Origin of the sequence: Virgibacillus necropolis, assembly GCF_044793635.1 — a bacterium.
Taxonomy (GTDB): domain Bacteria; phylum Bacillota; class Bacilli; order Bacillales; family Amphibacillaceae; genus Virgibacillus_F; species Virgibacillus_F necropolis_A.
Window position 1 is genome coordinate 3,784,842 of the sequence record NZ_CP084992.1, and the last position, 20,682, is coordinate 3,805,523.

Sequence of the window (20,682 nt, forward strand, 5' to 3'; positions counted from 1 at the left end):
AAGGAAAATATAGGGAAATTTGTAATAATTGCAGGGAAATAGCCTTTTTTGTAGAAATAGTTTATAAATACAAAAGGGGGAATTTTAAAGTGTCAACTAAATACGTAAGATTTAATTATTTCGAGCCTCAATTGGTTCCTGCTGAAGATTTATTTCGAGCTGAGATACAAAACGAAGGCGGAGTAGAGGAAGTTTTTGCAGATGATATTCCTGCTGATAGATGGGAAATGCAGCAAGTACTTGATTATTTCATGGTAGAAAGAGCACTTGACACAAGTGTAGAAGTAGGTGATGAATTTGCTGAAATAGAACCTGAATCAATTTTTTATCGACAAAATCATGATTACTATTTCTTTCAAGTCACAAAATTACGAGATAGCAATATCCCGGCTAAGAAAAGGATGAACAGGATAAAAGAAGATATTCGATTGGAGCAGGATGAATATATTGGAGAATTTGTTAGTATTCTATATGATAATGCGTATGGTGTTGTAGCTATGCAATCAAATTTATATGGGGTTTCATCAAAACAAGCTGAAGTTGTATTAACGAATTTGAGGCAAATGTATTTGTATGAAAATGATATTGATGAAGAAATTCCTTTGGTGGTAAGGTTAGTGCCAATTATAGATAATGAACAAATTAATAAAGCAGTAAGGTCTGATTATTATAAAAAGGTAAGGATCAAAGGTTCTGATTATATGATGGATGCAAATGTTGGATATGGTGATGATCTTTTATCCGAAGCCGCTAGGTTAGTAAATAGGGTGCAAGGTGTACATTTTGATATCACATTCTCGTTAGGTCGATCAGAGAAAACAGCGTCCTTAGATGAAGAAAATATAAGAGAATTAATCGAAAGATATCAAATGATTGGTGAAGAGGTAAAACCCAAAGTTGAACTTACTTCATTAGAAAATGAAGATGCACAAATTGAGACAGTTAATCTGTTAGAGCCTAGAATGACAGATAGGTTCACTATAAATGTAGCGCCGAGAACTACAGTTGGCCATGAACACCTTATTGATGAATTTGTTCACAAATCGTTTAATAATAGAAGGCCTGATATAAGAAGGGTTATGCGACCCTAATTAGGAGTGGAGATCATGAGTAAAGTGAGTAATTGGTTAGAAGATACATGGGAAAAACACTCTGTTAAAATATCGATATTTCTAAGTATTATAGTTGGTATTTTATATTATCTAGAGGTAATAGATAATTTAAGAGATGTTTTATCGGATGTAATTTCATTTTCATCGATTGTAGTCGGTATTAATGGCGTATTCATAACATTAATTATTACAATAAAATTGACACCTGCCTTTATAAGGTTGAAAGGTATCCTTCCCAATTTTGAAAATCGACTGTTTGGGCTATTGAGATCCCAAGTTATGATTGGCTTAACTGTTGTAATTGTATCAATAATGATAACCATGTTACCTTACTCACCATCAAAGCTTTTATCTGCTATTGGAACTACTATATGGTCGTTCTTTTTTATACTTATGGCCATTGGTTCATTTTTTACGATGAATTTAGTAATAAATATAATTTTGGCTAATGAAGACGATCCAAAGGTAAATAAAAGACCTTAATAAATTTAAGACATCTCAAAACGGGGTGTTTTTTTATTTATTCAAATAGGGAAAGGGTGTCAGTATGCAAATGCCGTTTAAAAAACTATCAGAGGTAGATCTAGATGCTACACATATTGACGTTGGTTCAGCTTTAGATAATTATAATATGTATTTACTAAAGGAACCAGAAGATTTGCAACCTAAGATAACAGCATCCTTTAGCCTAGTACCACTTACACCTAATAATCAATTCCATTCAACAACAGAATCTGTTGCGCTTGATATGATGGACGCAAAGATTAAACGAAAAGTATATCTTTTGAAATACAAAAAGCGGTAAATAGTTTATCCCATCCAGAGCGTTCAACCATTATAAACCGTTATCTATAGGAAGATGATGTATATGAAGTATATAATGAGTTAGATTTTTAGTGAACGAAAGTATTACCGAGTGAAATCAAAAGCATTTTATAAGCTTGCATTTATTTTAAAATTAGATGTATATGCGCAAGAAGGTGAGACTACTTGAAAATGACAGTGGTCTTAATCGACTAATTCCACGGCACCCCGTTATAACAATCTCAACAGTTAATATCAAATATCCATACACAAAAAACCGAGCCCGCACAGGCTCGGTTTTTTAACATATAATTATCATGTTTGTTTTTGACGGATCCAGTTAATAAGTCCACCATGAAGAACAATATTAACTTGACGTTCTGATAACGCATGCCGAACATTAATCTTGCCTTCTTTGCCTTTAATTGTGACAGAGAATTCATTGCTATTCTTAATTTTATCACGCAAATCATTAAACTCCAGAATGTCTCCTTGGCTTAGCTTATTATAGTCTTCCTCATCAGTAAAAACTAATGGAACGACACCAAAATTGACAAGGTTTTGCCAATGAATTCGGGCGAAATCTTTTACGATTGCGACACGGAGTCCTAAGTATCTAGGTGCAAGTGCTGCGTGTTCCCGACTTGAACCTTGACCATAATTATATCCGCCCACAATTGCGTGGCCAGTCGAATCTTTACTTTCCATTCCGCGATCATAATATGTTGGGTCAACTGCCTCAAATGTGAACTTGCTTATTTCAGGTAAATTACTACGGAAAGGTAACACCCTAGCTCCACCAGCGAGTATTTCATCAGTCGACACGTTATCACCAACGGTCAACAAAATTGGTAATTTTAAATTATCTGGAAGTGCATTCATTTCTGGTATGGAAACAATATTTGGACCTTTAACCAGTTCTGCTTTTTGTGCATCATCATAGGATAACGGTTTATCTAATAATCGGTCATCCACGGTTGAGTCTTTTGGTTCCTTTACTTTCGGATAGTTGATATCTAATGTCCGTGGATCTGTGATTTTTCCAGTTAAAGCCGATGCTGCTGCAGTTTCTGGGCTACATAAAAATACACTATCTTCTTTTGTACCTGAGCGTCCTGGGAAGTTTCGTGGTGTTGTACGAAGGCTGTTTCTTCCAGTTGCAGGCGCCTGCCCCATACCAATGCATCCATTACAACCTGCTTGATGCAGACGTGCTCCGGCTTGTAAGAGACTTGCGATATGCATTTCTTTTACCAGATTTGTAAGCATTTGTCTTGAAGTAGGGTTGATATCAAAAGATAAACTGTCTGCTATTTGGCGATCTTTCACGATTTCAGCTGCTACAGCAAAATCGCGGTAGCCTGGATTTGCTGAGGATCCAATATACGATTGATATATTGCCGTATCTTTTAATTCACTGGCAGGTACAACGTTTCCTGGGCTAGATGGCTTTGCAACTAATGGTACTAATTCTGAAAGATTGATTTTATCGTTCAAATCATATGTTGCACCTTTATCAGCTTTCAGTTCAATCCAGTCATCTTCCCGGTTTTGCGTTTTTAAAAATCTTTTGATTTCCTTGTCAGATGGGAATACAGTTGCGGTTGCACCAAGCTCTGCACCCATATTTGCTATTACATGACGATCCATTGCAGATAAATTGTCAAGACCGGGACCGTGGTACTCAATTATTTTACCAACGCCACCTTTTACATCATAGCGTCTAAGCATTTCAAAGATTACATCCTTAGCACTAACCCAGTCTGGAAGTTCGCCAGTTAGTTCCACGCCCATAACTTCTGGCATCTTAATGTAAATTGGTTCACCAGTGATTGCCATTGCTACGTCGATCCCACCAGCACCAATCGCAAGCATTCCCATACAGCCATTCGCACATGTATGACTATCTGAACCGAGTAGGGTCTTGCCAGGCTTTGCTAAGCGCTGCATGTGAATAGGGTGACTTACACCGTTCCCTGGACGGCTATAATACATTCCAAATCGTCGTGTTGCACTTTCTAAAAATAGGTGGTCATCTGGATTTTTACTATCGACCTGAATTAAGTTATGGTCAACGTATTGTGCGGAAGCCTCGGTTTTTGCATAGTCCAATCCCATTGCTTCAAGCTCAAGCATAACCATTGTTCCTGTTGCATCCTGTGTCAATGTCTGATCAATTTTTAATCCAATTTCTTTTCCTTTATCGATCGTTCCAGAAACCAGGTGATCTTTAATTAGTTTTTGCGCGACATTTAACGGCACAATGTTACCTCCTCTTTATAAAAATATAAGTACCATCATGATAGCTTTTCACTGTTACACAAAATCATGCGTAATGACTAAAACGTGCTAAATTTTGGATAATTACATCCCTAATAAACATTACCTCAAAACAAGTATATTCAAACAGCATTGAGAATATCTTCATTAAAAAAGAGACTCCACTGATTAAAGTGGAGTCTCTCTCGTTCAACTGTAGGTTTATGCTTGTTTAATTGCTTCGATTTCGATGTTGATTTTTACTTCATCGCCTACCATAACGCCACCAGTTTCAAGTGCAGCGTTCCAAGTAAGACCGAATTCTTTACGGCTAATTTTAGTGTTACCACTGAAACCAGCTACTTCATTACCCCATGGATCTTTTCCTGAACCTTCAAATTCAACATTAAATGTTACTGGTTTCTTTATTCCACGAATGGTTAAGTCACCTGATACATCATAGTTGTCACCTGATTTCTTTTTAATATCAGTTGCAACAAATGTCATTTTAGGGTGGTTTTCCGCATCAAAGAAATCAGCTGAACGTAAATGATCGTCACGATCTTTTTTACGAGTATCAATACTATTGATGTCTACAGAAAATTCAACTGTAGCTTCCTCAAGATTCTCTGGGTCTGCCTCGATTACTGCATCAAACTCATTAAATACACCTTTTGCCTTTGAAATCATCATATGTTTAACAACAAATTCTAATGAACTATGTGCAGCGTCTACGTTCCATTTTACTTTTGCCATATAAAAAAACCTCCATGTTATTAATAGTATGTTAGTTACTTTTCGATACTTAGTATATATTCAACAATTAATGTTGTCAAGTAATTGTTTGATGCATCATCTGTTTTTTCATATACCCTGTACATCATTTATGTAAACAAAGTATGAAAATGGTACGATGTATATAGTTAAGATTCAGCAGTCGAGGTGAAGATCATGAGACAATTGAGCATTATTCCTTGTGGGAAAAAGAAAATTTGGGACAAGGAACCAGAGCGTGGTGCTACAAGTGCTAAGCACACCTACATCGGTACATTTCATACATTGTGTCGTAATTATGCTTTGCGATTTACCGACCAGTGGGTGGTTTTATCAGCAAAGCATGGATTTTTATTACCGGAAGATATGGTAGATGAGAATTATGATGTAACATTTAATCAAAAAAATAACGAAATCATAACGATAGAACGATTGCAAGAACAGGTGAAAGTAAAAAAGCTGGATCAATTTGATGAACTAATCATTTTAACTGGCAAAAAGTATAAGAAAGTAATCGAGGGAAGTTTTGATAAACATATGACTAAAAAGTTCCCACTTGAAACTTATAGTGGGATGGGTTATATGCAACAAGCTTTAAAGCAGGCAGTGGAAAATAATATTCCGATTCACAAATAAAATACCGCCAGTTCAAAAAATAACCAACATTTATCAGTTTCTTGCCACCAATTAATCTAACTCATCGATTGTAATGATGAAGTTAATTAAATTGTGAGGAGGAATAAGTATGAAGCCACTATTAATTATTGATCCTGGACATGGAGGGAAGGACCCTGGCGGTGGGTCTAATCGGTTTTGGAAAGAAAAAGAAATGAATTTAGCAATATCCTTGTACCAATTTAATCGTTATAAGCAGTTGAACATCCCAGTTGAATTAACGAGGGCAACGGATATTACATTGACGCCTGGAGAAAGAACGAGAATAGTACGTAATAGTGGGGCAACATTTTGTCATTCCAACCACATTAATGCTGGTGGCGGGGATGGGGCTGAAATTATTCATTCTATTTACGGTGGGGAAGAGATGTCTGAAAGGTTAGCGGCTGAACTGAAAACTGCTGGGCAAAATATCAGACGGATTTTTACCCGAACGCTTCCTTCGAATCCCAATCAGGATTTTTATTTTATGAACAGAAACACGGGGAATGTCAAAACCGCAATAATTGAATATGGTTTTGCTGATTCAGACAGGGATGACATCCGTCAGTTACAATCGCATTGGAAAAACTTTGCGGAAGCAGCGGTAAAAGGTTTTTGTTTGTACACGGGACACAACTATTTTTTACCAAGCCTGAAGAGTAAAACCTTCCAAACTAAATCAGTGGAAATATTACGATTACCTGCAAGTGCTGATTCATGGCGAGTGTATCCCTTAGATGAAAAGCCAATTAAAGGAAATGAAGTAGGCTTTCTTAAGCCGTCCAAATTTAACGGAATCGAATACAAGATTCTAGGGAAACCCTCAGGACATGTATACACAATCAAGACACGTGATTTTGGCAAGGTTAACATCTATGCCCATCCTAACACTGGAGCAATTATTAAGAAAAGGTGATGTAAATATTCGAAATTATCGGTATAATGGTGAAGTAGTTTTTTATAATCAAACAAAATTGGGAGAGATTAGATGCAAAAAACGTACGAGCCCACTTGGGATTTGAATACTATTTTTCAAGGTGGAAGTGATTCGGAGCAGTTCGAATCTTACCTATACGATACCAAGGTTTACATGGAAAGGCTTTCTAATTCCGTTCAAGGACTAGATCCGCGAAGTACTGATGCGGAGTCGTTAGCGGTTATCGTTGATCAACTAGAGGGGTCAGTAAAAAAATTGCGAGAAGCTTTTGCGTACATAAGTTGTTTAAGTGCGCAAAATGTAAAAGACGTAAAGGCTAATATGCTGGTTGGGAAACGTAGCGAGCTGAAAGCGGAAATGGATGCCATCCGAACGAATCTTGATCAAAAACTAGTGCAAATTGACGATACGCGATGGGGAGAACTTTTAACACATCCACTGCTGAGCGAAGTATCGTTTGTATTAAATGAAAATAGAGAAAAAGCGAAGGAACAATTATCTGTGGATCAAGAGGTTTTGCTCAATGATTTGGCAGTTGATGGCTATCATGGCTGGAGCCAAATGTATGATGCGTTAGTTGGGAACATGAACGTCGAGCTTGAAATTGATGGTGAACGTCAATCCTATTCAGTCGGACAGGCGGCGAATAAATTAAGTAACCCAGATCGGGACGTTCGTAAGCATGTTGCAGAGCAAATTGAAAAAGCATGGAAAAGTAATTCAGATTTATTTGGGCAAACACTCAACCATCTGGCCGGTTTTCGTTTGCAAAAATATAAGCATCGGAAATGGGAAAGTGTTTTAAAAGAACCACTTGCGATTAATCGGATGAAAAAAGAGACACTTAATACGATGTGGAAAGCAATTTCCGATTATAAGCAGCCGTTCGTGAAATTTTTACAGAAAAAAGCCGATTTACTAGGGCTTGAAAAGTTGAGTACGTTTGATATTGGTGCACCACTTTATGACTCAGTCAAAACCTATTCTTTTTCTGAAGGTGCTGATTTTATTGTAGAGCACTTTCGCGCATTCAGTCCAAAGATGGCGGACTTTGCACAAATGGCATTTGATAAGCGGTGGATTGAAGCGGAAGATCGTGCTGGAAAGAGACCCGGTGGATTTTGTACAAGCTTTCCAGATAGTGAACAAACGCGTATTTTCATGACGTATTCTGGTACGTCATCAAATATTGCAACACTGGCGCATGAACTCGGCCATGCCTATCATCAGCATGTCATGAACGATATACACGGTCTTAACCAAGGGTATGCGATGAATGTCGCGGAAACGGCCTCTACTTTTGCGGAGATGATTGTGGCAGATGCATCTGTTAAGCATGCCAAAGATCATAAGGAAAAAGTATCCTTACTTGAAGATAAAGTACAACGAGGGGTAGCCTTTTTCATGAACATTCATTCTAGATTTTTGTTTGAAACCCGTTTTTATGAAGAAAGAAAACATGGCCTCGTTTCCGTTAATCGGCTGAATGAATTGATGGTAGAGGCACAAAAAGAAGCGTATTGCGATTCATTGGCAGACTACGATGAGAATTTCTGGGCATCTAAACTTCACTTCCATATTACAGGGGTTCCATTTTATAATTTTCCATACACATTCGGTTATTTGTTTAGTCTTGGCTTGTATGCACATGCATTAGAAACTGATGGCGATTTTGAAGCGGATTATATTGCATTACTAGGTGACACTGGGCAAATGAATGTGGAGGAACTGGCTATGAAACATTTGAACATCGACTTAACAAAGCCCGATTTCTGGGAGAATGCGATGAAGTTATGTGTCAAAGACGTTGAGGAATTTATCGCACTAACTTAATATTGTTAAACGTCTGGTTATCCGTTATACTATTCGTAACGAGAAAAGTAATATAAAAAGCCTGCAGGGGGAGCCATTTGGCTGAGAGTGAACATGTATATGTTCTGACCCTTTGAACCTGTTAGTTAATACTAGCGTAGGGATCGTGACTTTTTTGATGGATAAAAAGCAATGTGCAAGGATTCCCCATCAGGAAACTTCCCCTAGGCATTGCTTTTTTTGTTGCATAAAAATAGGGGGGGTATTGGTTTTGCGTTCAAAGAAAATTTTATTTTTAATTGAAGTGTCGATTTTTACAGCGTTAGCACTTGTACTTGATCTTATTCCATTTTTGTCGTTTAAAATATGGGCGAATGGTGGCTCCATTTCACTTGCGATGATTCCAGTTTTTATCGTTGCGTTTAGATGGGGGATTAAAGGCGGATTGTTGTCTGGTTTCTTGTGGGGGGTATTGCAGGTTGCAACTGGTACGGCTTGGATTTTAGGTCCAATGCAAGGATTCATTGAGTATGGTTTGGCATTTACCGTTCTAGGATTTGCTGGGTTATTTGCTAATAACATTCAAGAAGCTGTCAAGGATGGTAATACGAAAGAATATTTAACGTATATTATGTTAGGAGTACTTTTAGGAACACTATTACGTTTTATTGGTCATTATTTTGCAGGTGTTGCGTTTTTCGAATCTGCAATTGATGGGCAATCCGTTTGGATGTACTCATTCCTGTACAATATTTCCTACATGTTCCCGTCATTTATCATTTCTACCATGGCTGTGTTCTTTTTATTTCATAAGCAGCCAAGAACTTTGTTGAACGCAGCATAAGCATTCATTCTAATAGGTGACAGTCCTGAATTTTCTCAGGATTGTCTTTTCATGTATACTTGAAAAAGAGGTGATTTCATTGCGTGAATTAATAGGTGAGTGCCAATCATGTGCCACCAATGTTTATTGTGAGAACGGCTTTTTTGATGGATACCAGGAAAACGGGAAGCTTTTATGTAATGACTGCGCGGAAAAATTGGATAAAGAGAAAAATTAGCAGCCTTTGAATGAGGGCTGTTTTTTATTTTCTCCGTTCCGCATGTTTATCCGCCAATCACAATCCTCTCACAACAATTTCCTTTCACTCCATCACATAAAAATGCATAGGCTATAGCACATTCAAAAATAAAGGATGTGAGAGAGGGAGAAAGGGTATGGAATTAACCGTTTCACATTGGTTATATGCTTTTTTCACGTTAATGATCATTGGAACTATGATTTTCAAAAAAGGGGTTGTGCTTCCTAGTTTGCTAGGAACATTCGTGATTGCCTGGGTGAATAAGGGAAGCTTGGTTGATGGTTTTACGGCTATCTTTAATGCCAACCTCGTCGCAGCGAAAGAATTGTTTAGTATCTTCCTAATCATTACATTTATGTTGGCATTACTTCATGCATTACGGGATCTGGGTGCCGACCGGCGGATGATTCAGCCGATACAAAAAGTGATGGTCAATGGTCATGTATCTTTCTTCGTTTTGATAGGGGTAACGTATGTTATTTCGTTATTCTTTTGGCCAACACCTGCTGTACCGCTTATCTGTGCATTGCTTGTTCCGGCAGCAGTTCGTGCTGGTCTCCCAGCAATGACAGCCGCAGTGGCTATTGCACTAGCTGGGCAGGGTATGGCATTATCATCTGACTATATTGTACAGGTAGCGCCGAGTATATCGGCAAAGTCAGCTGGTATCAGTACGGCAGCAGTTGCCGATACGGCATTAGTTTTATCACTAATAACTGGTGGTGTAGCAATTCTCCTCGCCTACCTATTGTATCGAAAAACAATTCGTAAGAAAGGTAACCCATTGATTGAAGCGGATTTGGCTAAATTGCAAACGGAAACACAATCGACGAATAAACCACATGGATCACATCTAACAATGTGGAGTAAGATATTCGCAATAATTGTTCCTCTATCTCTACTAGCGGTAGTTATTTATATGATTTATACGAAATTAATGTCTGGTCGCATGAGTGGATTTGAAGGTGGTGATGGTGCTGCATTTATAGGTGGTGTTGCTGTTATTTTGTTACTCCTTGCAACGGTTGCATTCGGTAAGCAACATTCACTGGATTATATAAGTAGTCACATTACAGAGGGATTTGTTTTTGCTTTTAAGGCGATGGGTCCAGTAATTCCAATCGCAGGTTTCTTCTTTTTAGGAAGCGCAGATTTTGCTGGGAGTATTTTAGGTGTTGCTGAAAATCCGCCAGCATTCCTGTTTGATATTGTAGGGGCTGTTCAGGAGTTTCTGCCACAAAGTGCACTATTATCCGGATTTAGTGTATTGATTATCGGTATCATTACCGGGTTGGATGGATCTGGATTTTCAGGGCTACCACTAACTGGTGCGCTATCTGCTTCACTTAGTAATGGTGCTATTGATACAGAAACACTAGCAGCAATCGGTCAGATGGGCGCTATATGGACCGGTGGCGGAACGCTTGTTGCATGGTCTTCCATGATTGCAATCGCAGGTTTCTGTGGTGTATCTGTTATGGATTTGGTTCGGAAAAACTTTATACCGGTTATAGCAGGTTTGCTCATTTCCACGTTAATCGCTATATTTATACTTTAAAATAGGTTGCATAAGATTGGTGTAAGTAGGGTAATCATTAGTAGAAGCATTTTTAGCTAATAAAAAGTTTTCTACTGGAGGTTACCCTATTTATGTCTAAACAAACAAGCTCGATTGTACAGGATTCACTGAATGCGTTATACGATGATGAATCATTTTTACCAGATTTAAAGAATGGAACTAGAGAGAAAGCATTTACCTCGTTAGTATCGATTCTTTCTACCCCAAATCATGTAAACAAGTCATTCCTGCGGGTTACACTTGAAAATGAAAAAGTGATACGAATACCTGCTTTTCGTGTACAACATAACAATATTTTAGGACCATATAAAGGCGGTATTCGTTTTCATGAATCCGTTAATGAAGAGGAAGTTATAAATTTAGCATCCTTAATGACGTTGAAAAATGCACTTCATCAAGTTCCATTTGGCGGTGGAAAGGGTGGAGTAGTTATTAATCCACGTGAGTTCGATGTCAAAGAACTTAATTTGATTTGTAAAAAATATATCCAATACTTTAGTGAGATTCTAGGTCCGGATAAAGATATACCAGCACCAGATGTTGGGACCGGTGACAGGGAAATGGATTGGATGATGGGAGAATATAAAAGCATTAGACCAGGAAGTAGATACCGAGGTAGTTTTACAGGGAAAAGTGTGGTGAATGGTGGATCATTAGGACGTCGGGAAGCAACTGGAAAGGGTGTCTACTATACTTTCCGATATATGCTACATGATTTTATTCAATCACAGCGGAAATGGCTTGAGGAGCGGAATAATATTTTTGCCAAAACAGCTTTGGATCATAGCGATAAGGACTTGACTTTGGCAATTCAAGGGTTTGGTAATGTTGGTTCAATTGCTGCACTTGAGGCTTATCGTTGTAACTATTTAAATAACAAAATTGTAGCGGTAAGTGACCGAAATGTAACATTATACAATTCAGATGGGCTGGATATACCAGCATTGGTAAAGATTACCGCAGCAAATAAAGGAGATCTTCCGACTAGTGACGAAGAACTTACGAATGCAGAGGTTAAAGCTAAAATCATGGATCGTGCCGATGTGCTTAGCTTAGACACGGATGTTTTAGTGTTGGCTGCTTTGGAAGATCAGGTACATGCCAAGAATGTTCAGGACGTGAAAGCGCGTATCATTGTGGAAGGTGCGAACTCACCGGTAACTGCTGAAGCGGATAAGATATTAAGTGATAATGGTGTCATTATTGTTCCAGATATTTTAGCCAATGCAGGTGGTGTAATTGTATCTTATTATGAATGGCTTCAGGGAAGAGATACACAGTTTTATACGGAAGAAGAGGTTTACAAGAAACAGTTTGATAAGATGAAGGAAACCTTTGATACGATTTTACCGCAATTTTTTGGTGACCCACATCCATTACGGCAAAATTGTTATATTCACGCGGTTTCAAAGCTGTCTACTGTTTTGTATCGACAAGGAAAACTTTATTAAATTTACCAAAGGGTACTTCTTTATTATGGAAGTGCCCTCTTCTTGTGTTATAATAATATAAAAATTCAGTTAATAATTTAGGCTCTTTTCATACGCATTGTTGCTATTTCATCTTCATAGTTGATATATATTGCGAAGTAACCAAAAACCATGTTCAGTGGCCTGCGATCGCTACGGAAAAATCACTACGCTTTCCGCGGGCTTGCGCTGAGCCTCCTCGATCGCAAAGAACGCTCACTGCGGGGTCTCATCACTTCGCTTTCCCGCAGGAGTCTCCGTGTTTTTCCTTCGCTGGGGTGGTGTTTAATAATGGAATGATAGTAATTACTTTATTGATTAAAGCATGAATTTCCACTATTATGGCAGTTGATTGAAGCGGAGGACAGTTGACTCCTGCGGGAACAGCACGTGTCCGAAGACCCCGCAGAGTGATAGATGATGAAGGCCGACTAAAACCGTCCTTTGCGGACAACGTCGGCATACCCCTTGCCGGGGCAAGGAGGCTAAGGCCGTGCCCGCGGAAAGCAACTGTCCGCAGCGGAAATCAACCAGCAGTTACGTCGCAATATATCTATTCTTTTAAAAGCAACAATCTTTACGAAAACAGCCATACTTTAAAACAAAACATTTTGAAAACCCTTTCGTAATTAGTGGTAAAGGAGGTAATCATGGTGGATGACAAAAGCTTAACATATTGGACGACAGCAAAATACCGTCAAAACCTCATGATCACCGAAGAGGATGCGGTTGCTCGTGAATTTGCCTTAACGATAGAAATTAATGGCGAACAATATGCAACAATTGTGTGTACGCCTACTGATTTGAAGGAGCTAGTAATCGGGTTTTTAGCATCAGAAGGAATAATTCGGAAATATGAAGACATACAATCCGTAATGGTTGATGATTATAAAGGATTTGCATATGTGGAATTGCATTTTCCAGTAGAATTTACTGAACGAACAGAACGTTGGATTGGGTCCTGTTGTGGGAAAAGCCGTGAATTTTATTTGAAACAGGATGTAAAGGCTGCGAAGACAATAACTACTAAATTGCAATTACAAACTAACCAGGTATACCAGCTTATGAAGGAATTTGATGATCAAGCGGAAGTGTTTGGAGAGACTGGTGGTGTCCATCAAGCCGGACTAGCTACTGAAAAGCAAATTAACGCTGCTTTTATTGATATTGGTAGACACAATGCATTAGATAAACTATTTGGCCATATTTTGTTACATAAGCTGTCTGTTAAAGATTACTGTATATTGTTTTCAGGCCGAATATCATCTGAGGTTATACTAAAGGTTTCAAAAATTGGAGTTGGTATTCTATTAGCAAAATCTGCACCTACTGATCTAGCACTTAAATTAGCAAGAGACCTACAAATTACGGCAGTTGGATTTATACGAAATGCTAGTTTAAATGTTTATACACATGAAAATAGAATACAAAATGGCTTGGATGAAGGGATATACTTTACCAAATAAGGGAGGGATTCCGTGCAAGATCAAGAGCATATCATCGTTACAATTAATGGATCAGAATTTCTGGCACAAACTGGACAAAACTTACTAGATTTAATTAATACATCGGAAGAATCGGTTCCGCAAATTTGTTATAACGAGTCACTCGGACCTATTCAAACCTGTGATACATGTATGGTAGAAGTAGATGGAGCCCTGACGCGTGCATGCGGAACAACCATCGAGGCTAGCATGAATGTAAATACCACGATAGATTACGTGAAATCTGCACAAAAAGAAGCACTGGACACGATTTTGGAAAAACATGAATTGTACTGTACGGTTTGTGATTATAACAATGGAACATGCGAGATACATAATACAGTAGCTGAATTCGGTTTAGAGCATCAATCAAAGCCATTTAAATCAAAGGAATATGAAGTAGATAATTCAGGTTCGTTTTATCGTTATGATCCGGATCAATGTATCCTTTGTGGCCGTTGTGTAGAGGTTTGTCAGGATGTCGAGGTAAATGAAACGCTTTTAATTGACTGGAACAGGGAACAACCCCGCGTTGTCTGGGATAATGATGTACCAATTGATCAATCTTCCTGTGTGAGCTGTGGACAGTGTGCTACGGTATGTCCTTGTAATGCAATTATGGAAAAAAATATGGTCGGTGAAGCTGGCTATATGACCGACCACAAGCCAGGGCTATTACGATCGATGATTGACCTGACGAAAAAAGCTGAACCAGGGTACGGTCCATTATTCGCTGTTTCCGATACAGAAGCATCGATGCGTGAAGAACGTATTGAAAAGACGAAAACCGTTTGTACATACTGTGGTGTTGGATGTACGTTTGATGTCTGGACAAAAGACCGCAAAGTTTTAAAGGTTGAACCGCAACAGAATTCACCAGCGAATGGAATTTCTACGTGCATCAAAGGAAAGTTTGGCTGGGATTACGTGAATTCAGAAGAACGTTTGACGAAACCATTGATTCGCAGGGATGATCATTTTGAAGAAGTAGAATGGGATGAGGCCATTTCTTATATTGCAAAACGTTTTACCGATATTAAGGAGGAACATGGTCCTGACGCATTGGGGTTCATTTCATCTTCAAAGGCAACCAATGAAGAATCTTATTTAATGCAAAAACTAGCTCGTCAGGTAATCGGAACGAATAATGTTGACAACTGTTCCCGTTATTGTCAGGCGCCAGCTACGAAAGGTTTATTTCGTACGGTTGGTCATGGTGGTGATTCTGGATCCATTAATGATATTGCTGAAGCGGAACTAGTAATCACGATTGGATCGAATACAGCAGAATCACATCCAGTGCTCGCATCGCGAATTAAGCGTTCACAAAAGTTATTTGGTCAAAAGTTATTTGTATTCGACTTGCGAAAGCATGAAATGGCTGAGCGAGCAGATCGCTTTATTCAACCCAAAAGTGGTACAGACCTTGTTTGGCTATCTGCAGTTACCAAATACATTATCGATCAGGGCCTTGAAGACCGTAAATTTATCGATCAATGGGTTAACGATTTTGAAGCATATAAGGAAAGCCTTGAAAAATTCACTTTAGAGTATGCAGAAAATGTTACAGGTATAACGCAGGATACCTTAATAGAAATAGCGACAGAGATTGCTAACGTCGACAAAGTGGCTATTTGCTGGGCTATGGGTGTAACACAGCACCAACTTGGAAGTGACACGAGTACAGCAATTTCTAATCTATTATTGGTTACTGGAAACTACATGCGAAACGGTACCGGTGCATACCCACTGCGCGGACATAATAATGTCCAAGGCTGTAGTGATTTTGGTAGTATGCCAAACTTCTTCCCAGGATATGAAAAAGTATCAGATAATGATGTGAGAGGCCGTTATGAAAAAGCGTGGAATGTAGAAATCCCTAACAAGCCTGGAAAGGATAACCATCAAATGATTCATGCGATACATGAGGGTGATTTACGTGGTATGTATGTAATCGGTGAGGATACTGGTGTTGTCGATTCAAATATTAATTATGTGACAGCTGCATTTGAGAAACTCGATTTCTTTATTGTACAGGATTTATTTTTAACCAAAACGACTGAATATGCTGATGTTGTTTTACCAGCGGTACCGAGTCTTGAAAAAGAGGGGACTTTTACCAGCACAGAACGTCGAATTCAACGACTTTATCAAGCGCTTGAACCTGTAGGTGATTCTAAGCCAGATTGGAAGATTCTCATGGAAATAGCTAAGGAACTGGGTTATGACTGGAAGTATACACATCCCTCAGAAATCATGGATGAATCTGCAGCACTTGCACCATTATTTTCAGGTGTAAAATATGAATTACTAACTGACTATAATAGTTTGCAATGGCCAGTAGCGGCGGATGGAACAGATACACCATTATTATATACAGATGGTTTTCCTTTTGAAGATAATAAAGCTAAATTATTCTCATTAGATTTTAACCTAGATTATGACACAAACGAAGAATACGATTTACATGTTAATAATGGTAGACTGCTAGAGCACTTTCATGAAGGAAACATGACCTATAAATCAGAAGGAATTACAAGAAAAACACCGAGTGCGTTTATTGAAGTTTCCCCTGAGCTAGCGAAGGAGCGTGGTATTGAGGAAGGGGCGAAAGTAAAGTTAACATCTGAAGCGGGCTATGCGACCGGTATTGTCCACATAACAGATCGAGTACGTGGAAAAGAACTTTTCTTACCACTAAATGATAATGGGAAATCAGCTGTTAACTATTTAACAGATAATCGTGTCGATCGGTATACAAATACTCCTGCATATAAGGAAATCGCAGTTAAAATGGAAGTTATAAAGAAAAAAGGAAAGAGTCCAATTCCTTCAAATAATCATAGACGTGGTAACCGACAACCACAACTTGGAGTTCAGGTTAATCAGAAATGGGAACGTGATGATTATATATTTCCAGGAAGTAAGGTGAAGCATGATGGCTAATCCGATAACGAAAATAAAAAGAATGGAAATCCCTGAAGAAGTTGCTCAAGAACAAAATATGGCCGAAGTTACAAAGGCTGTTAGTGAAAATAAAGATGCTATTTTGAAGGGCATTGATTTTCTCAGTACCTTGAACGAAAATGGCATGCTTGATATGACACATGCGCTTGTTAAACAAAAAGAAACTGCGCTTGATAATATCATGCGTGAATTGAATAAACCACAGTATTCCGCGACCCTTGAAAATATAAGCAAACTGTTTCTGTTTCTAGGTGAATTGAATGTGGATGAACTTAAACATTTTACCGATAAGTTGAATCATGGCATGGAAGAAGCACTTGCATTTGATAACTCGGAAAAGACATCTTATATGGACTTAATTAAAGCATTGAAAGATCCGGAAATTAACCGAAGTATAACGATGCTACTGGAATTCCTGCGTGGCATGGGAAAAAAGTAATAGTGTTACCTATGTTCAAAATGGGTTAGCTTTTATATAAGTTGTACTAATCACAAACGCTGTTACATAGGTTTTAATAGGATTGGTATCTATAAATGACTAGGGAGGTAGAAGATATTATGAGTGGTATATTAGTTGCTATTATTGGTCTTATCGTTTTTGCTTTAGGTTATCGCTACTATTCTAAGTTTGTAGCAGAGAAGATTTTTCGCCTGGATCCCAATTATGTAACTCCAGCACATAAGTATGAAGATGGGGTAGATTTCGTTCCTACAAATAAATTTGTTTTATGGGGGCATCACTTTTCATCTGTAGCTGGAGCAGCTCCTATTGTTGGACCTGCTATTGCAGTTTATTGGGGGTGGTTACCTGCGTTCCTTTGGGTAATCTTAGGAACAGTTTTCGCAGCGGGGGTTCATGACTTTGGTACACTCGTCCTTTCAGTCCGTAATAAAGGACAATCAGTAGGTACACTTGCACACAGGCTAATCGGTCAACGTGCAAAAGTCTTATTTTTATTCATCATTCTTATTCTTGTATTAATGGTGAATGCGGTATTTGCCTGGGTTATTGCAAATTTATTTATTTCGTACCCGGCTAGTGTTATTCCAATATTCATTCAAATTCCTTTGGCAGTATGGATTGGATTTGCTGTTTATAAGAAAAAACGAAAAATGCTTATTCCTTCATTACTTGCGCTTGCTGTTATGTATGCAACTGCAGTAGTTGCAAGCAAGGTAGACTTCATGCAGATTGATTTAGTTCAATACATGGGTGGTGAAGGTGGAGCGGGGCTATTTGGGCTTGGCGCCGTATCAACCGCATTCTTTATATGGATTATTATCCTAATGGCCTATGTTTATATTGCTTCCACCTTACCAGTATGGAAGCTATTACAGCCACGAGATTTTATAAACTCTCATCAACTGGTTGTGGGCTTAGCTATCTTGTATTTAGGTTTACTATTCACAAATCCTGAGATTACAGCTCCTATAACGAATGTGGATACGGATACATCCTGGTTCCCATTACTGTTTATAACAATTGCATGTGGTGCGATTTCAGGTTTCCACGGCCTTGTATCTTCTGGTACATCATCCAAGCAATTAAATAAAGAGACGGATGCAAGACTTGTTGGGTACTTTGGTGCTGTAGGTGAAGGTGTTTTGGCACTGATTTCTATAATTGCTGTTGTAACATTTTTCCCAAGTAAAGAAGAATTCCTTGCGACGTACAGTAGCTTTGCTGCTTCTAGTGGATCAGGACTTGGCGTATTTGTTGAAGGTGCCAGTAGATTGGCAACAGGATTAATGATTCCACCAGAAGTTGCAACAACGATTGTATCTATAATTATCATTAGTTTTGCTGCAACTTCACTCGATACCTCTGTCCGGTTAATGCGCTATATTATTGCAGAACTTGGTGTTGAGTATAAAATGCCTGCATTATCTAAAACACATGTAGCAACTTCTATAGCAGTCGTAGCTAGTGCGGCATTGGTCTTACTACCTGAGGGGCCTAGAGGTTTTGGGTCAGGTGGATATCTGCTTTGGCCACTATTTGGTACCTCAAATCAATTACTTGCGGGTATCAGTTTATTGTTAATTTCGATTTGGTTAAAACGACAAGGAAGAAATTATCTAATCACATTAATACCAATGATTTTTGTTCTATTCATGACATTGATTGCCATGTTCCAACAAGTTATTTTCGAATGGTCATGGTTCGGTTCCAATTCAAATACGCTCTTGTTTGTCTTTGGTGCAATAATATTTGTCTTCGCAGTATGGATCATTCTAACTGCTTTCTCAACCTTAACGAAAAATATGGATGATTCTAAAACGATAAAATAAGGAATAGACAACAGAAAGGGTGGAAAGGGATCATTTTTTGATGGTCTCTTTTCGGGCAGTAAGAAAGTATAAAACTTTGGCGTTAATCTGGTTAGCTCCAGCGCCTACCCCCTCGGGTCTTAAGTCAAGCCATTTTGTGGCAAAAAGCGCCACATAGAGGCTCGTCTTAAGCTTTTCGGGGGTGTTCAAGGCGCTTGCGCTTTTCTTAACTACTTCATGTAAAGCGTGGTGATTGAATGTTAGATCATATAAAAAAGTTACTAAACTATTATGAAGAGGTACTAAGTATGCCGCACCGTACAGAGATTGCACGCGAGCTTCGGGATCAGGATGACTTGTTTTTACTGTTACTGTACTCCGAGATGATTGGCATACCAAATCCCGTTTACTATTACACACTTGAGCTGTATCCCTATATGATCGAACAGTTTCATGATTGGCATTTACGAATGGGAATGGAAAAATCACCATTGTCTGGAATTCGCTGCTGCTAAAATTAAGCAAAGAAGGTGATAATCTATGCAGGAATTACTACACAAAATCGTATTTGTTGGTGGAAAGGGTGGTGTTGGTAAATCAACATCTGCAGCAGCAATCGCTTGGCAATCAGCTCTAAAAGATTCCAAAACGTTACTAGTTTCAACAGACCCGGCACACAATCTGGGAGATATTTTCAATCAAAAAATTGGTGGGAAAATTACGAGCATAAATGCTAATCTTGCTGCCCTTGAAATAGATCCAGATATTGAAACGAATAACTATATAAAAGGGGTAAAAGAAAATATAAAAGGAATTGTTCATTCGGGTATGGTGGAAGAGGTACATCGACAGCTTGATACTGCGAAGGCTTCGCCTGGAGCTGATGAAGCAGCATTATTTGATAAACTCATATCAATCATTTTGGAGGAAAGCGAACGCTATGATACGATCGTTATTGACACAGCACCAACTGGACATACAATTCGCTTATTGTCGCTTCCGGAGTTGATGGGAATATGGATCGAAGGCCTACTTCAAAAAAGGCAAAAAACGAATGAAAATTATTCACAATTATTAAATGACGGTGAGCCTGTAGAGGATCCGATTTATGATGTGTTAAAGAAACGACAAGAACGATTTTCAGCGGCTAGAGAAATTTTACTAGATCCTAAACAGACAAGTTTCGTTTTCGTGTTAAATCCTGAGCGGTTACCTATTTTAGAAACGAAAAAGGCACTTGAATTACTGGATAATTATCATTTGCATGTTAAGACTTTAATTGTAAATAAAATACTCCCTGAAAATCCTGAAGGAGAATTTCTTAGTAAAAGGAAGGAACATGAAAGACAATATGTAACGATGATTGAAGACACTTTTAACAAGCAGGAATTATTTTATGTTCCTTTATTTTCAAATGATATAACTGATAAGCAACAGCTAGAACATTTTAGTGGGTACTTTCAGAAAGGATGATA

Annotated in this window: 17 protein-coding genes and 1 riboswitch; of the genes, 15 read left to right on the forward strand and 2 right to left on the reverse strand. The window is 38.4% G+C overall.

Annotated elements, in window-relative coordinates; all coding sequences use genetic code 11:
- Positions 1-89 precede the first annotated feature (89 nt).
- The 3 genes from LG329_RS18725 to LG329_RS18735 all read left to right on the forward strand — a co-directional run bounded on the left by LG329_RS18725 (position 90) and on the right by LG329_RS18735 (position 1,917).
- Positions 90-1,091: a DUF6731 family protein gene (locus LG329_RS18725; RefSeq protein ID WP_404452383.1), complete on the forward strand. Its 1,002-nt coding sequence runs from the start codon at positions 90-92 to the stop codon at positions 1,089-1,091.
- Between the two features lie 15 nt (positions 1,092-1,106).
- Complete coding sequence (locus LG329_RS18730; protein WP_404452384.1) at positions 1,107-1,595, forward strand: hypothetical protein; 489 nt, start codon at positions 1,107-1,109, stop codon at positions 1,593-1,595.
- Between the two features lie 70 nt (positions 1,596-1,665).
- A complete protein-coding gene (locus tag LG329_RS18735; protein WP_404452385.1) occupies positions 1,666-1,917 on the forward strand; it encodes an ArpU family phage packaging/lysis transcriptional regulator in 252 nt (83 codons plus the stop codon).
- Positions 1,918-2,231: 314 nt separating this feature from the next.
- On the opposite strand, the gene LG329_RS18740 is transcribed toward LG329_RS18735, so the two are convergent.
- Both LG329_RS18740 and LG329_RS18745 read right to left on the reverse strand, forming a co-directional pair.
- Positions 2,232-4,178 carry an aconitate hydratase gene (locus LG329_RS18740; protein WP_404452386.1) on the reverse strand — a complete coding sequence of 649 codons (1,947 nt, stop codon included), beginning with the start codon at positions 4,176-4,178 and terminating at the stop codon, positions 2,232-2,234.
- 219 nt (positions 4,179-4,397) lie between these two features.
- Positions 4,398-4,931: a YceI family protein gene (locus tag LG329_RS18745; protein ID WP_404452387.1), complete on the reverse strand. Its 534-nt coding sequence runs from the start codon at positions 4,929-4,931 to the stop codon at positions 4,398-4,400.
- Between the two features lie 195 nt (positions 4,932-5,126).
- On the opposite strand from LG329_RS18745, the gene LG329_RS18750 reads away from it, so the two are divergent.
- The 12 genes from LG329_RS18750 to LG329_RS18805 all read left to right on the forward strand — a co-directional run bounded on the left by LG329_RS18750 (position 5,127) and on the right by LG329_RS18805 (position 20,680).
- On the forward strand, positions 5,127-5,585 hold the full coding sequence (locus LG329_RS18750; protein WP_404452388.1) for a DUF6884 domain-containing protein: 459 nt from the start codon (positions 5,127-5,129) through the stop codon (positions 5,583-5,585).
- A 109-nt stretch (positions 5,586-5,694) separates the two neighbouring features.
- Positions 5,695-6,522 (forward strand): N-acetylmuramoyl-L-alanine amidase, encoded by an 828-nt coding sequence (locus LG329_RS18755; RefSeq protein ID WP_404452389.1) that lies wholly within the window; start codon positions 5,695-5,697, stop codon positions 6,520-6,522.
- 72 nt (positions 6,523-6,594) lie between these two features.
- A complete protein-coding gene (locus LG329_RS18760) occupies positions 6,595-8,376 on the forward strand; it encodes a M3 family oligoendopeptidase (RefSeq protein ID WP_404452390.1) in 1,782 nt (593 codons plus the stop codon).
- A 56-nt stretch (positions 8,377-8,432) separates the two neighbouring features.
- A riboswitch (TPP riboswitch) is annotated at positions 8,433-8,536 on the forward strand.
- Between the two features lie 90 nt (positions 8,537-8,626).
- On the forward strand, positions 8,627-9,199 hold the full coding sequence (gene thiT / locus LG329_RS18765; protein WP_404452391.1) for an energy-coupled thiamine transporter ThiT: 573 nt from the start codon (positions 8,627-8,629) through the stop codon (positions 9,197-9,199).
- Positions 9,200-9,573: 374 nt separating this feature from the next.
- On the forward strand, positions 9,574-10,995 hold the full coding sequence (locus LG329_RS18770; RefSeq protein ID WP_404452392.1) for a hypothetical protein: 1,422 nt from the start codon (positions 9,574-9,576) through the stop codon (positions 10,993-10,995).
- 92 nt (positions 10,996-11,087) lie between these two features.
- Positions 11,088-12,467 (forward strand): Glu/Leu/Phe/Val dehydrogenase, encoded by a 1,380-nt coding sequence (locus tag LG329_RS18775; RefSeq protein ID WP_404452393.1) that lies wholly within the window; start codon positions 11,088-11,090, stop codon positions 12,465-12,467.
- A gap of 668 nt (positions 12,468-13,135) precedes the next feature.
- Positions 13,136-13,951 (forward strand): formate dehydrogenase accessory sulfurtransferase FdhD, encoded by an 816-nt coding sequence (gene fdhD, locus LG329_RS18780; RefSeq protein ID WP_404452394.1) that lies wholly within the window; start codon positions 13,136-13,138, stop codon positions 13,949-13,951.
- A gap of 12 nt (positions 13,952-13,963) precedes the next feature.
- Positions 13,964-16,915 carry a formate dehydrogenase subunit alpha gene (gene fdhF / locus LG329_RS18785; RefSeq protein ID WP_404452395.1) on the forward strand — a complete coding sequence of 984 codons (2,952 nt, stop codon included), beginning with the start codon at positions 13,964-13,966 and terminating at the stop codon, positions 16,913-16,915.
- Complete coding sequence (locus tag LG329_RS18790) at positions 16,908-17,375, forward strand: DUF1641 domain-containing protein (protein WP_404452396.1); 468 nt, start codon at positions 16,908-16,910, stop codon at positions 17,373-17,375. The genes fdhF and LG329_RS18790 overlap by 8 nt, the downstream gene beginning before the upstream one ends.
- A 119-nt stretch (positions 17,376-17,494) precedes the next feature.
- Positions 17,495-19,228 carry a carbon starvation protein A gene (locus LG329_RS18795; RefSeq protein WP_404452397.1) on the forward strand — a complete coding sequence of 578 codons (1,734 nt, stop codon included), beginning with the start codon at positions 17,495-17,497 and terminating at the stop codon, positions 19,226-19,228.
- A 236-nt stretch (positions 19,229-19,464) separates the two neighbouring features.
- A complete protein-coding gene (locus tag LG329_RS18800; RefSeq protein WP_404452398.1) occupies positions 19,465-19,722 on the forward strand; it encodes a cory-CC-star protein in 258 nt (85 codons plus the stop codon).
- Positions 19,723-19,747: 25 nt separating this feature from the next.
- Positions 19,748-20,680, forward strand: a complete 933-nt coding sequence (locus LG329_RS18805; RefSeq protein WP_404452399.1) for an ArsA family ATPase — start codon at positions 19,748-19,750, stop codon at positions 20,678-20,680.
- Positions 20,681-20,682: the final 2 nt, after the last annotated feature.